13 protein-coding genes are annotated in these 12,785 nt (G+C 53.7%); 2 read left to right on the forward strand and 11 right to left on the reverse strand.

Going from position 1 to position 12,785, the window contains the following annotated elements:
- Nucleotides 1–20: 20 nt before the first annotated feature.
- Both MWC30_RS05240 and MWC30_RS05245 read left to right on the forward strand, forming a co-directional pair.
- Nucleotides 21–1,088: a lytic transglycosylase domain-containing protein gene (locus MWC30_RS05240; protein WP_244083105.1), complete on the forward strand. Its 1,068-nt coding sequence runs from the start codon at nt 21–23 to the stop codon at nt 1,086–1,088.
- Between the two features lie 73 nt (nt 1,089–1,161).
- Nucleotides 1,162–1,344 (forward strand): hypothetical protein, encoded by a 183-nt coding sequence (locus MWC30_RS05245; RefSeq protein WP_244083106.1) that lies wholly within the window; start codon nt 1,162–1,164, stop codon nt 1,342–1,344.
- Nucleotides 1,345–1,434: 90 nt separating this feature from the next.
- Here MWC30_RS05245 and MWC30_RS05250 read toward each other — a convergent pair whose 3' ends face one another.
- The 11 genes from MWC30_RS05250 to MWC30_RS05300 all read right to left on the reverse strand — a co-directional run bounded on the left by MWC30_RS05250 (nt 1,435) and on the right by MWC30_RS05300 (nt 12,646).
- On the reverse strand, nt 1,435–1,887 hold the full coding sequence (locus tag MWC30_RS05250; protein ID WP_244083107.1) for a universal stress protein: 453 nt from the start codon (nt 1,885–1,887) through the stop codon (nt 1,435–1,437).
- Nucleotides 1,888–1,945: 58 nt separating this feature from the next.
- Nucleotides 1,946–2,914, reverse strand: coding sequence for a hypothetical protein (locus MWC30_RS05255; RefSeq protein WP_244083108.1), 969 nt, complete (start codon nt 2,912–2,914; stop codon nt 1,946–1,948).
- A gap of 97 nt (nt 2,915–3,011) precedes the next feature.
- A complete protein-coding gene (locus tag MWC30_RS05260) occupies nt 3,012–3,599 on the reverse strand; it encodes a uracil-DNA glycosylase (RefSeq protein ID WP_244083109.1) in 588 nt (195 codons plus the stop codon).
- Nucleotides 3,600–4,136 carry a cob(I)yrinic acid a,c-diamide adenosyltransferase gene (gene cobO, locus MWC30_RS05265; RefSeq protein WP_244083110.1) on the reverse strand — a complete coding sequence of 179 codons (537 nt, stop codon included), beginning with the start codon at nt 4,134–4,136 and terminating at the stop codon, nt 3,600–3,602.
- 221 nt (nt 4,137–4,357) lie between these two features.
- Nucleotides 4,358–4,618 (reverse strand): zinc ribbon domain-containing protein, encoded by a 261-nt coding sequence (locus MWC30_RS05270; protein WP_244083111.1) that lies wholly within the window; start codon nt 4,616–4,618, stop codon nt 4,358–4,360.
- Between the two features lie 152 nt (nt 4,619–4,770).
- Nucleotides 4,771–6,687 (reverse strand): ABC transporter substrate-binding protein, encoded by a 1,917-nt coding sequence (locus tag MWC30_RS05275; protein WP_244083112.1) that lies wholly within the window; start codon nt 6,685–6,687, stop codon nt 4,771–4,773.
- 161 nt (nt 6,688–6,848) lie between these two features.
- The gene (gene dnaK / locus MWC30_RS05280; RefSeq protein WP_244083113.1) at nt 6,849–8,765 is read right to left on the reverse strand and encodes a molecular chaperone DnaK; all 1,917 of its coding nucleotides are present in this window, start codon (nt 8,763–8,765) and stop codon (nt 6,849–6,851) included.
- 111 nt (nt 8,766–8,876) lie between these two features.
- Nucleotides 8,877–9,443, reverse strand: coding sequence for a nucleotide exchange factor GrpE (gene grpE / locus MWC30_RS05285; protein WP_244083114.1), 567 nt, complete (start codon nt 9,441–9,443; stop codon nt 8,877–8,879).
- A gap of 100 nt (nt 9,444–9,543) precedes the next feature.
- Nucleotides 9,544–10,590, reverse strand: coding sequence for a heat-inducible transcriptional repressor HrcA (gene hrcA / locus MWC30_RS05290; RefSeq protein ID WP_244083115.1), 1,047 nt, complete (start codon nt 10,588–10,590; stop codon nt 9,544–9,546).
- Between the two features lie 405 nt (nt 10,591–10,995).
- A complete protein-coding gene (locus tag MWC30_RS05295) occupies nt 10,996–12,162 on the reverse strand; it encodes a cysteine desulfurase family protein (RefSeq protein WP_244083116.1) in 1,167 nt (388 codons plus the stop codon).
- A gap of 88 nt (nt 12,163–12,250) precedes the next feature.
- Entirely contained in the window at nt 12,251–12,646 is a 396-nt protein-coding gene (locus tag MWC30_RS05300) for a (deoxy)nucleoside triphosphate pyrophosphohydrolase (protein WP_244083117.1), read from the reverse strand.
- Nucleotides 12,647–12,785 lie beyond the last annotated feature (139 nt).

A 12,785-nucleotide genomic window follows, 5' to 3' on the forward strand; every position in this document is an offset into this window, starting at 1 on the left:
AAAAATAAGGAGAAACCAGTATGGCGCCTGATTCCTCACTCTATAGGCACCAACTGGGGGAAGCTCAAACTGGTCGACAGCGGAGTTTTGCGCTGAAGGCCACCATTCCGTTTTGTCTTGGTTTCACTCTTTTTGCCACTCAAATCGAGGCAAGGACCGAACCGACCCGTGACTCGTTGAGCAGTATTTCTGCCTCTCTTGCAGCGCATGAGCAGCTGTCATTGAAGAGCTCCGCAGCGTTGGCGTCCTTGTCCCCCTCATCCCTTTTTGTCAATTTTTCCCCTGTTGGAGTACGATGGAGTACCAGAAGTCAGATACCCATTCCTGATCAACCTGCAATTGAAAAACAAATTCGCTTCTTCCAAGGAGAAGGACGCACGACGTTCGTTACGGTGCTGGAACGCGCGCGATCCCATTTCCCGATCGTGGCCGAAATCATGGAGGCTCAGGGAGTCCCCCACGAATTGATAGCGGTGGCCATGGTTGAAAGCGCTTTCAAGCGTCGGGCCTTTTACAAAGGAGCGGCAGGTTACTGGCAGTTGCTGGCATCGACAGCGCGATCCCTTGGTCTCAGGGTTGATCGTTGGGTGGATGAGCGTTACGACCCGATAAAATCCACTCATGCTGCTTCAAAGTATTTGCGTTCACTCTACGATCGTTTTGGATCCTGGCCTCTGGCTCTTGCTGCATACAATGCGGGAGACGGGCTGGTTTCCAACATCATCAGAAAGCATGGAGTGGACGATTTTTGGGAGATCTCCAAACGTCGCAGTCTTCCAAGAATTACGAGAGCTTATGTTCCGAAAATCTTGGCTACCATTCGGATCATGCGCAATTTGGAGGTCCACGGGTTCGAGAGTCCCCAACCTTTTCCAATTTACAATTTTGAGGCCATTACCGTTCAATCACCTTTGAAACTGAAGCAGGTGGCGAAGTGGATCGATGTGCCTACAAGTGATTTAAGGGACTTGAACCCGTCTCTACGTCAGGATCGTTTGCCCCCCGATCGTGGTGGGGTACAGTTGAACCTTCCTTCCGGTGCCAGGGAAAAATTTCAAATAGCTTATGAGAGCTATCTCCGGAAGTAATCAAACCATTACACATCGCCCAGCGGGCTGGACCGTAAGAGTTGTATCAGGTTTGTTGAAGGATTGTTTGACCATGAGTATCAGGATGTTGGCCATCGAGCTCTACCGGGTGATGCGAAGAGTCCAGGAATTGGAAAAGGCTCTCGAAGCCATGAATCCCGGTTCGCCGGAGAGGGAGCAGACCCGGGAGGAGCTCAGGCATGCGCGAGCCGAGGAAAACCGCCTCAAAGCCATGTTGGAGGGGGCAAAGGAATAGCGCCCCCTGGATCGCCCCCCTTCCGCCGTGCGCGAAGGGGGGCGATCCATTTCCCATGGCAGCCCGTCTTCCTGTTTTTCCGCGTGTGAGCTATTCCACAACCCAGACAACGCAGTCACGGGCATCCGTGACAATCTTCTTGGAAACACTTCCGAAGAGAAACTCCTGGCGTTTCGTCATTCCCCGCCTCCCGATCACTACCGTCTCATAGCCTTCCCGCTTCTGCTCCTGTAAAATGAGCTCCGAGATAGAAACTAACCGGTCGCACACCTGGATCTTGATGTGAATGTTTGCCTGGGGAATTCCCTGCGACGAGAGCCTCTTACCTGCCTCTTCCATCAGCGATGCTGTTTCGGCATACAAACGCTCCACATGGCTGATCCGTTCCTTCTCGTCAGGCATGACGTCCGGCGAAGGCTGGCGTATCACGTTCAACAGCGTTATTTGCACCTTGGGGTCGGAGGACATCATGCGCCCAACATAGTCCACCGCCTTGAGGGAATTCTCGGAAAGATCGATGCCAATCAGTATTTTCTTCTCCATGACTTCAGCTGTCTCCTTATCCAATGTCCTCAGCCAGGTAGCGGGCTTCAGGTTCCAATCAATGGGGTAGATCTTTCCGGCATGCTTTCAAATCACTCAAAAGCTCTTCCGTTGACTCGTAAAAAACTTCGGCTCCGTGGCTGAAATGCATCAAGATGTCGTTCATCGTTTCGGGGATATAGGGAAAGAGCTTCCGTAGGTTCATGACCCGGAGCTTGAAGAACAGAGACATGTCATCTTCATCCAGGCACGACTTCAGGTGCATCCCCTCGGGACCGCAGGCGTTCAAGTCGGCTACGGTATGGAAACCTTTTCCCACGGTGAGAAGAAGTATGTTGCCGAGGCCAAAGAGGTCTATCCCAAAGGGGTTTTCCGCCCAGTCGTAGGTGTAATCGAAATCGATCCAGGTGTAGATCCCCGTATGCTTTTCGATCAACACGTGATCATTCCGGATGTCCCCATGCAGTTCGTTCAGGGAATGGAGTCTCTGGATGGCTTCGATGCAGCTGATCACATTGTCGAAGATTACCGGGAAATTCTCGTGGAAGTACGCCTCGTGGCTCATGGGCATTTCGAGCAGGTAGTCATAAAAGCGCTTTCCCTCGATCCTGTCAATGATCCTGACGGAATTGCCCATGGAGTCCGGAACGTTGAAACCCTGCATGAAATAAGGGTCATTCCTTATCTTTTCAAGGATTCTCGCCTCCTTGTGAGGGCTTCGGAAGCATTTGATGCTCTCCATCCCCAGTTGCAGAATGAAAGATTCCAGGAATACCAGCTTGATGATCTTGGAGGAGCCGTCCGAAAGATCGATGGCCTTCTTGACCCAGAACTTGGGATCTCCATCCATGCCGAACCGTCCTTCGACTTCTTCGCCTCGAACGAAGTAGAAGCGCCCCTCCAGCTCCAGAACGTCGCCGGAATTCACCTTCATGAATTCCGTGGTGTCGTGGACGATGTTGATCTTCTGCTTGTAGGGACGATGGAGATAGTATGCTATCTTTTCTCTTAATTGTGATTCATTCATCTTTTTGCCTGTCGTGGAAAGAGGGGAAAAGGAGAAAAGAATAACCTGTTAAACGACTTCGAACTGAATCACCAAGTCACCATCCTATGCGATGGTTTTAAACTGTCACGAAACGCCTGAGATGATGGAAAGCTTCCTGCAATGCTTCCCGTTTCCCGGGACTCTGGTAATTGAAGGGGGACGGATGATATGTGACCAGAACCTTTCTTCCCGCCTTTTCAAAAAAGCTCCCGTTGGCCTTTTGCATCTTCAGCAGATTATCGTCCAGCAATGGCTTTGCGGCTGAGAGTCCGAGGCATACCACAACGGGCGGTTTCAAGATCTGCAGCTCCTCCTGCAGGAAGGGGAGTGCGTAGCGGCTTTCTTTCGAGGTGGGACTGCGGTTTCCACCCTTTGCATCCACCGGTCTGTATTTGACGAGATTGGTCACGAAGACGTCGTTTCTGGACAGTCCGATTTGTGCCAGCAAAACATCCAGATTTTTACCTGCAGGCCCCACAAAGGGTGTGCGAGCTGCTTCTTCTTCCCTTCCCGGTGCCTCCCCTATAAACACCAGCGCATTCTGTCTCAGAGACCCGCTTCCCGGGACGAAAACAGTGCCCATCCTGTTATTTCGGTACTTTGGATCTTGTTGAATGATACTATAAAGTGCATCCAACTTGAGGACTTTTTCTTCTTCAGTCATTCAAAATTCAATCCCTTGTTGTGCTTTGAGCTGCTGATCGTGGTAGGGGTGCTTGATGAGCTTCATTTCTGTGGCAAGATCGGCAAGAGCCATCAGTTCGGGTGGTGCATTCCTGCCCGTCACGACAACGTGCAGATCGGACGGTCTGGAACGGAGAGCCGCGAGCACCGTGTCCAGGGGTAAAAGACCATAGGAAAGGATGATGTTGAGCTCATCCAGGACGATCATGTCCCACGTGCCGCGCTGCATCTCCTCGACGGCTTCCTGCCAGCCCAGATGAGCCAGCCTGCGATCTTCGTCCAGGTTATCCTTTTTCCATGTGAATCCTGACCCCAGGGGCTTGATGCGAATTTCGGGGAATCGCTCCAGAGCGTTCAGTTCTCCGTAGCGCCAGGATCCCTTGATAAACTGAAGAATGAGGATCCGCATGCCATGACCCGCCGCCCGCAGAGCCATGCCCAATGCCGCTGTCGTCTTACCCTTGCCGTTTCCAGTAAAAACGATGAGCAACCCCTGGCGTGCCATAGTCACCTGCATTCTCAGCCTGAGAAGTGTTGTGAAAAATTTTTGGAATGGTGAAGCGCCCGGTTGACGGATAAAAAAAGCGGGCTCTCTAAGCTTGCCCGCTTCAATTGATCCACTGTGGAATTAAGCCAACCTTCGAATGTTGAGCTTGCTCCGGGTTTTCCGGTGCAGAGTCGCTGCCGGTGACCAGCTTTGGAAACCCATCGTGCAGGAGTTACGAAATGCTTGCTGCCTTACGAATCGCTCGAACTGCTGTCGGATTTTGTTTCCGTCTTGGTTGTTTCCTGAGCTTTGCATGCACTGGTGCTTTGGTTCTTACCCGCGTAATCCGTGGTGTACCAGCCCGAACCTTTAAGGTGGAACGTACTCATGGAGATGAGCTTGCGCAATTCACCCCGGCATGCCTCGCATTCATGCAAAGGTGCGTCGGAGAACTTCTGCATGGCCTCTGTCGTTTTTCCACACTTTAAACATTCGTACTCGTAAATCGGCATCCCCAAAACCTCCTGTTATATTTTGTCTGACTCGCGAAAGAAGACGGATTGTTTTCTCATTCCCAAATGTACCTCAATTATAAAACTGGTTTCTTCGATGTCAAGCAATTCCCTCCGGGCCTTTCTCAAAAAGATACCGCTCTCTCTATCCTTCAGAAAGAAACTGGAGTCAGCTCTCCATTGGCGATTTGAAGGATTTGGTAGCTCCGCCTGAGACTTCCGTCTGCTGAGAAAGAGTATACCCCTGCCGCCCCCTGGAATTCATGAATCTGAAAAAGGCTTTGAAGGAGGGAATAGCGATCGATGGAAGCCGGATCCAGAGCTGCTCTTGCCTGCAAAAGGAGCATCAAGGCATCGTAAGCCTGGGCCTCGAGATAGGAGGGCGATGTCTGGTAAACCTCCTCGAAGCGCTCGCGAAAAGCCCGAACGCGCGGCGCCTGGCTGTCAGCGTAGTAGGGTGTCGCAAAAATTGCCTGCTCCACATAAACGCCTCCCGCTTCCACGATGGGGCCCTCTCCCCAGAGATTCGTCCCCAGGAGAGTGACGCCCACGACATTATTATAGGGAAGCTGGGGGGCAATGAGGGACACGGTCTGGACCTGATCCGGCAGAAGGAGTGCTTCAAAAGGGGTCGTTTCCACGCCCGTGGGTGGAGCATTCTTCTTGGCGATGGTCATGAGCTTTTGAATGGGCTCCTTGAAATCTGTGCTCTTGTCCTTGTAGGATACGCTGGCCATGAGCTGCCCCCCGAATTCATTCACGACTTCCGCGAAAATTTTAGACAGATTCTGACCGTAGCGATCCTCGGGGTAAAGAGCTGCAAACCGCGTGTAGCCAAGTTTTACCTTACAGTACTTGACGAGGGACCGAATCAGCTCGCGGTTGTCAAGCATGAGGGGAACTGAAAAGGAATCGGGGGCTCTCTCGTCTTCCCGCTGGGTCAGGGAGAGGAGCGGGACCCCGAGCTTATCGGCTACGGGAGCGACGCCCTTGGCGGCTTTCTGTCCCAAAGGGCCGACAACCGCCAAAACACCGTCCTGCTTGACGAGATCTTCAAAGGATTTGATGGCGAGGCTCGGTTCAGCCTGTGCATCCTTGACGACGAGGGTGACCTGCTGTCCGGAATGCTGCTCGTTCCAGTCGCTTTTGGCCAGCGAGAGGCCTTTCATAACCATTTCGCCATAGCTGGCATAGGGACCGTTCACGGGCACGAGGCTGCCGATACGGTCTGGGTGAGCGGGGAGGTCGCTCTCGGGGCCTGATCCCCTCAAAGCCGCCTGGATAAACGGTGCTGCGGGATGGGAGGCGTTCTGAGCCAAGAGACTCCGAAGCTTTTCTCTAGAGGTGTCAGACTTTTTCTGCTGCATCTCGATTTCTGCCAGTCGAAAATCGAGAAACACTTTCATGAAGGCGTTGGGATTTCTCTTGAGGAGGCGGTTGACGGTGGCTGCATCCTTGTCTTTCAGAAGCGCGTCCGTTGTTTTGGCGAGGGATTTTTTCTCTTCCGGACTTCTTGCCACGGCAAAGCCTGCAGTAGCCCAGTCGAAGGCGGTTTCAACGTCTCCCTCGGCTGCATAGCTGCGTGCCATGAAGGCAGCCAGATCCACCTGGACATCGGGCTGCGACGCTGACGCCTCCCACAGGGGCGTTGCTTCCTTCATGACCTGCTTTTTCCTCCCCGTCATCCAGAAGGCCTGCAACTGATCCAGGCGTGCGCGCGGGATTCCGTTCCAGGTTGGATAAGCATAGATAAGGTAGTCCAAATACTGCAGTGCCTGCTCCGGTTGCCCCTGCTGCAGGCGGATATGCCCCATTTCATAAAGAGATTTGGCGGCGACGGCATTCTTGGGCCAGGTCTGAACCACGCGCTCCCAATGCTTGAATGCTGCGGGAATATTCCCGGCCTTCTTTTCCTTTTCCGCCTGCTGCATCAGGGATTCGGCATCCTGAGGCGTTTGAGTCGAAACAGCGGCCGGAGCGGTTCCCTGAGGAGACATGGTCGCGCAACTTGAAAGGAAAAGGGTCGCAAGAACAAGGAATATGGAAGCCGAAGTGCTTTTTTTTCGCATAAGACGCCTCATTGCAGGTGAAAAGAATCTCATAACCAAGTCGATCTCACGAAGGTTGCAAAAACGTATACCTCAATCATACGAAGAAGGGCACATGAATTTTCATGTGCCCTTCTTCGTATGGCTAAAAACTGAGAATGAAGCGTAGATTTTTATTTGGTCTATTTATCCTTCACTTCTTCGAAATCTGCATCGACCACATCATCGTCGGGCTTCTTCCGTGCACCGGCGGCTTCCTCGTGCTGCGTTCCCGCGGCGCCGGCCTGCTGCTCGGAAGCTCGCTTATACGCTTCCTCGGCGATCTTGTGAGAGATCTGCATCAGTTGATCCACCTCACGCTGGATGGCATCTCGATCTTCCCCCTCCATCGCTTTTCTGACTTTTTCGATCTGAGAGTCGATGTCCTGGCGCGTCTTTTCATCCACCTTGTCGCCCATCTCCCTCATGGTCTTTTCCGTGCTGTAGATGAGGGAATCGGCCTGGTTCCTGGTTTCGATCAGCTCGCGCTTCTTCTTGTCATCGGCCGCGTGCATTTCGGCTTCTTTCACCAGGTTCTGGATTTCGGATTCACTGAGGCCGCTGGATGCCGTGATCTGGATCGATTGCTCTTTTTGAGTGGCCAGGTCTTTTGCCGAGACGTGGACGATGCCGTTGGCATCGATATCGAAAGTCACCTCGACCTGAGGGATGCCGCGCGGCGCCGGCGGAATTCCCACCAGTTCGAACCGCCCCAAAGTCTTGTTGTTGGCGGCCATTTCACGTTCTCCCTGAAGGACGTGGATGGACACCGCCGTCTGATTATCGGCCGCCGTCGAAAAGATCTGGCTCTTGCGGGTGGGGATGGTGGTGTTGCGCTCGATGAGCTTGGTCATTACCCCGCCCAGGGTCTCGATGCCCAGGGAGAGAGGTGTCACGTCGAGAAGCAGTACGTCCTTGACATCGCCTTTGAGCACCCCGGCTTGAATGCCCGCACCGATCGCCACGACTTCATCGGGATTTACGCCCTTGTGGGGCTCTTTGCCGAAAAATTCCTGCACTTTTTGCTGAACGCGCGGCATGCGGGTCATGCCACCCACCAGGATGACTTCATCGATGGCGGACCGATTGAGACCGGCATCCCGCAGCGCCTGTTCCATTGGCGGAACAACGCGGTCGATGAGGTCTTCCACCAGGGACTCGAACTTGGCCCGGCTGAGCTTGATGTTCATGTGCTTGGGACCCGAAGCGTCCGCGGTGATGAAAGGCAGGTTGATCTCTGTTTCCATGGTGGAAGAGAGCTCGATTTTAGCCTTTTCCGCCGCTTCCTTCAAACGCTGCAGGGCCATCTTGTCGTTGCGGAGATCGATGCCGTAATCCTTCTTGAATTCCGTTGCAAGCCAGTCCATGACCCTCTGATCGAAGTCTTCCCCACCGAGGTGTGTGTCCCCGTTGGTGGATTTGACCTCGAAGACGCCTTCACCGATCTCCAAAATGGAAATATCGTAGGTTCCGCCACCCAGGTCGAAAACGGCGATCTTCTCATCTTTCTTCTTGTCGAGCCCATACGCCAGCGAAGCCGCGGTCGGCTCGTTGATGATGCGGAGCACGTTCAGCCCGGCGATCTTTCCAGCGTCCTTGGTAGCCTGACGCTGACTGTCGTTGAAGTAGGCAGGAACCGTGATGACCGCGTCGGTCACTTTTTCACCCAGGTAGTCTTCCGCCGTCTGTTTCATCTTCATCAGAATGAAAGCGGAGATTTCCGTGGGACTGTAATCCCGCCCGCGAATCTGCAAATGCGCATCACCGTTGGCGGCCTTGATGATTTTGTACGGCAGGACTTTGACGTCCTGCTGAATTTCCTTGGAGTCATATTTGCGTCCGATCAGGCGCTTCACCGCGAAGATCGTGTTTTCCGGGTTGGTGATGGCCTGCCGCTTGGCAACCTGACCCACCAGTCGTTCACCACTTTCGGTGAAGGCGACCATCGAAGGGGTCGTGCGACCGCCTTCGGAGTTGGGCAGGACTTTGGGTTCTTTACCTTCCATGATGGCCACCACGGAATTGGTGGTTCCAAGATCGATTCCAATGATTTTACTCATCTATCTGCCTCCCTGATTATTTTCTATGCGTTTAAAGTCAAATGAAAGACTCGATGAAAAGCAATTGATCGTGTGCCCCATACCGTTCTATTTCATTTCCTCTTCATTGCCTCAAGAGGATGAAGCCGCCTTGGAGACTACAACCATGGCGGGACGAAGGAGACGCTCATTCAGCGTGTAGCCTTTCCGAAATTCCTGCAGGACAGTATTTTCAGGCTCTTCGGAGCTTTCCTGCTGCATGACGGCCTCATGAAAGTTGGGATCAAAGGGCTTTCCCACCGATTCAAAAGACTTGCAACCGAATTTCTCCAGAGTGTCGGCGAAAGCTTTCAGCGTCATCCTGACTCCCTCCAGGAGGGCTTCGGGATCGGTTTCCTGAGTAGCGTGCTGCACTGCGCGATCGAGATTGTCGATGACGGGCAGCAGCTCACGGATAAAATTCTCATTGGCAAAACAGATTCCGTCCGTTTTCTCCCGCTCCAGCCTCTTGCGCGTGTTTTCATTCTCGGCGGCAAGCCGCAGCACACGGTCCTGGAGCTCCTTGATTTCTGCGTCCTTCTTTGCCAGCAGCGCTTCGACACTGACTTCAGAGCCCTCTTCCATCTCTTGATCTGTTTGCAGGGACTCTGCTTCTTCTTCCTGTACGCTGCGTTCTTCCTCTTTGTTCTCCTCAACCATATATGAGTACCCTCCCTCCGGGCGATTCAGTGATTCATAAGCACGAAAGTGCCTCAGAACAAGGTGATCCATCGCATTTAAAAGCAAAGAAGATAGAATTTTAATAATCCTCCGGCTCTTCCATGAGCTGGCTCAGCAGGCCGGCGGTAAATTCCACCACCGGGATGATCCTCGAATAATCCATCCGCAACGGCCCGATGACCCCCAGGACTCCCAGCAGGGTATCCCCTTTGCGATAGGGAGAGGAGATCAGGCTGATTCCCTGAAGTTCCTCCAGCTCACTCTCCTGCCCCAGAATGATCTGCACTCCCGATGACATATTCAGAGTCTTGTCCAGGAGCCGAATGATCCTCGACTTGTCCTCAAAGGTCTCCAGAATCCGGCGCATACGCTCCACATCACTGAACTCGGGATTGTTCAGCAGGTTCGTCTGTCCCTCGATGTAGATGTCACTCTTTTCCAGGTTGAATTGGAAAAAATGCCGAGAAATCCTCAAAGCTCGTGAATAGAGCTGATCAAAGAGGACCTTCTCTTTTTGCATCTCTTCCAAGATCCGCTCCTTGGCCTTGCCCAGGGGGACATCTTCCAGGAGGTCGTTGAGGTAGCGTCCGTACTTGTCGAGCTCGTCCTGGGTGATGTCCTCTTCCCAGTCCAGTACCGTGTGATGGACCAGTCCGGACTTAGAAATCAGAATCACCATGATCTGCTGCCGCCTCAACCGGATGAACTCTATCTGCTTCAAGTGAGTCGACGACAGCCTGGGCCACAGAACGACTCCCGCCTGCTTGCACAGCCTGGACAATATGCGGGAAGTCCGCTGCAAGAGTCCCTTGATGTCCTGCTGCGTTTCCTCCAGGGCTTTTCGAATCAGTCGACGTTCTCCCTCTTCCATTTCCCTGAACTGCATGAGGGAATCGAGGTAGAAGCGCAGGCCCTTTTCCGTGGGAATGCGGCCGGCGGAAGTATGCGGCTGCTGCAGGAATCCCATTTCCTCCAGATCCGCCATGACATTGCGAATGGTGGCAGAACTCACTTTCAGGCCGTAGCGCTTGGAAATGGTGCGTGAACCAACCGGATCCCCGCTGTGGATATGGTCGGTAATGACTGCTTCCAGCACTTGTTGGTCTCGTTTGGTAAGTTCGGTCACTGCATCATCCCCTTCATACAGCTCCACACCATAAAGATGCGTCTCGGTCCGTCGGCATTCCAGGCTTGGCCGCACACGTAAAGTCCTGTCAGGCTGCCGGATCTTATCGGCATGAAGAGAACAAAAATCTTCATTCAGGGAGCCGTATTCGGTCGTTGAATTAGCACTCGACTCTGATGAGTGCTAACCTAACCTAGTGGTGTAGCCCGATTTTGTCAAGAGATAGCTGCGCAAAATCCAGGCCGAATGCAAATATCCGGGGGAATGCCCCTTCCGGGGTTCAAGGCAATCTGCAAGATGAAAATGTCCCGGAGAGTCCTTCGGAAATGGAGAAGGGAGAGCCAGGAAGGAGGAGGGAAAACCTGGCTCTCCCGGGAGGAGGAAAGAATCTTCTTTCCGATCTATTTATAACTCACGAGTCAAGACACTCGGAGCGGAACCCTCACTCAGGGATTCAACGGCGGTGAGGATCGCTTCGGCCGCTCGGTCGATCTCTTCTGCCGTCGTGAATCGACCGACAGAAAAGCGAATCGTCCCCTGGGCGTACTCCTCGGGGACCTGCATGGCTTTCAGGACGCTCGATACCTGTACCCCGTCACTGTGGCAGGCCGCCCCGGGGGAGGCTGCCACATCCGTCATCCTTGAAAGGATCGCGTCGGCCGTGAGTCCCTTGAAACCGACACTGCAGGTGTTGGGCAGACGCATTTCGGGGTGACCGTTGATGCGGAGGCCGGGATATCCCCTTTGCAGCCGCTCTTCCAACCTGTCACGCAGCCTTTTCATATGCTCCCGGTAAGCGTTCAGATTTTCGGTGATCATCTGGAAGGCTTCTCCCAGCCCCACGATTTCGATAACGTTTTCCGTACCCGCCCGCCGGTTCATTTCGTGGTTGGCGCCGTGGATCAGTTTTTCCATCTTCACACCGGACCGGATGTAGAGCCCCCCGATTCCCTTGGGCGCATACAGCTTGTGGCCCGCGATGGACAGGATGTCCACGCCCAGGTCGTCCACGTGAACGGGAATCTTACCTATGGACTGAGCGGCATCGGTGTGGACGAGGACTCCCTGCCTGTGTGCGATCTGGGAGATCTCTCGGATGGGCTCGATGGTGCCCGTTTCGTTGTTGGCGTGCATGATGGTGATGAGGATCGTCCGCGGAGTGATGGCTTGCGCAACCTGCCGGGGATCGACCCGCCCGAGCTCATCCACAGGCAAATACGTTACGGCGCAGCCTCCTCCCTCCAGGTAACGGCAGACTTCCGTCACGGCCGGATGCTCCACGGAGGAGGTGATGATGTGGTTGCCTTTTGCCCGGTGCGCGCGAGCGACCCCCTTAATGGCGTGATTGTTGGATTCCGAGCCTCCACTGGTGAAAATGAGCTCGTCCGCCCGGCAGCGAAGGGCGTCCGCAACCTGTTGGCGTGCCTTCCCCACGGCAGTGCGGGCCGTCGTTCCAAAAATGTGGCTGCTGGAAGGATTGCCAAAATGCTCATGGATATAGGGAAGCATGGCTGCCGCCACCCGGGGATCCACCGGGGTGGTTGCATTGTAGTCCAGATAGATCGGTTTCAATTTCCACTCCTTGGCTTCATGAGGTTTGAGGAAACAGTGTCTCCATAGAGATGGACCCCCCTCGTCACTGTCTATGCCCTCCCGGTTCTCACAGCTTCATTTCATTTTCGATCAGGCGCTCGACGAAGGGGACATCGGCGGGAGAAAAATCGTAGTCCTTCAATTCATTCCACGCTGCCCATCTGAAATCTTCGTGGGCAACGGCGTGCAATGCGCCTCCGCTCTCCCAGAAGGTCTCGTAGGCCAGCAATCGTATGGAGCCGTGACTGTAGTGATAGATGCTTTCCCAAAGAAAGGAGCCTACACGCACATGGATTTGAAATTCTTCGAACATTTCCCGCTGCAGGCATTCTTCGGGCGTTTCTCTCTCTTCCATCTTGCCGCCGGGAAGCTCCCATTGGAGTGCCTGGTGACTACCTGCCCTCCGCTTGGCAATGAGAAGCCGGTGATCCCGAATCAATACGGCGGCGGTGACTGTCTTCAAAAGGATATCCTTATATATGAGCGTCTACTCGATCGTCATCCGGAACAGCCTTGCACAGGGACCCAAGACGAAACGCACGAATTATGCTAATGCCCTTGGCAGTTTTGGCCGAACCTGTGGCATGATTCGTGTCTCTACT

This window comes from Desulforhabdus sp. TSK (genome assembly GCF_022836495.1).
Taxonomy (GTDB): domain Bacteria; phylum Desulfobacterota; class Syntrophobacteria; order Syntrophobacterales; family Syntrophobacteraceae; genus Desulforhabdus.

Excerpts from the sequence above, each read along its gene's own strand:
- MWC30_RS05245 (WP_244083106.1), top strand. The coding sequence starts at position 1,162 with ATGAGTATCAGGATGTTGGCCATCGAGCTCTACCGGGTGATGCGAAGA.
- MWC30_RS05255 (WP_244083108.1), bottom strand. The coding sequence starts at position 2,914 with ATGAATGAATCACAATTAAGAGAAAAGATAGCATACTATCTCCATCGT.
- grpE (WP_244083114.1), bottom strand. The coding sequence starts at position 9,443 with ATGGTTGAGGAGAACAAAGAGGAAGAACGCAGCGTACAGGAAGAAGAA.
- dnaK (WP_244083113.1), bottom strand. The coding sequence starts at position 8,765 with ATGAGTAAAATCATTGGAATCGATCTTGGAACCACCAATTCCGTGGTG.
- MWC30_RS05260 (WP_244083109.1), bottom strand. The coding sequence starts at position 3,599 with ATGACTGAAGAAGAAAAAGTCCTCAAGTTGGATGCACTTTATAGTATC.
- MWC30_RS05275 (WP_244083112.1), bottom strand. The coding sequence starts at position 6,687 with ATGCGAAAAAAAAGCACTTCGGCTTCCATATTCCTTGTTCTTGCGACC.
- cobO (WP_244083110.1), bottom strand. The coding sequence starts at position 4,136 with ATGCAGGTGACTATGGCACGCCAGGGGTTGCTCATCGTTTTTACTGGA.
- MWC30_RS05240 (WP_244083105.1), top strand. The coding sequence starts at position 21 with ATGGCGCCTGATTCCTCACTCTATAGGCACCAACTGGGGGAAGCTCAA.
- MWC30_RS05270 (WP_244083111.1), bottom strand. The coding sequence starts at position 4,618 with ATGCCGATTTACGAGTACGAATGTTTAAAGTGTGGAAAAACGACAGAG.
- MWC30_RS05250 (WP_244083107.1), bottom strand. The coding sequence starts at position 1,887 with ATGGAGAAGAAAATACTGATTGGCATCGATCTTTCCGAGAATTCCCTC.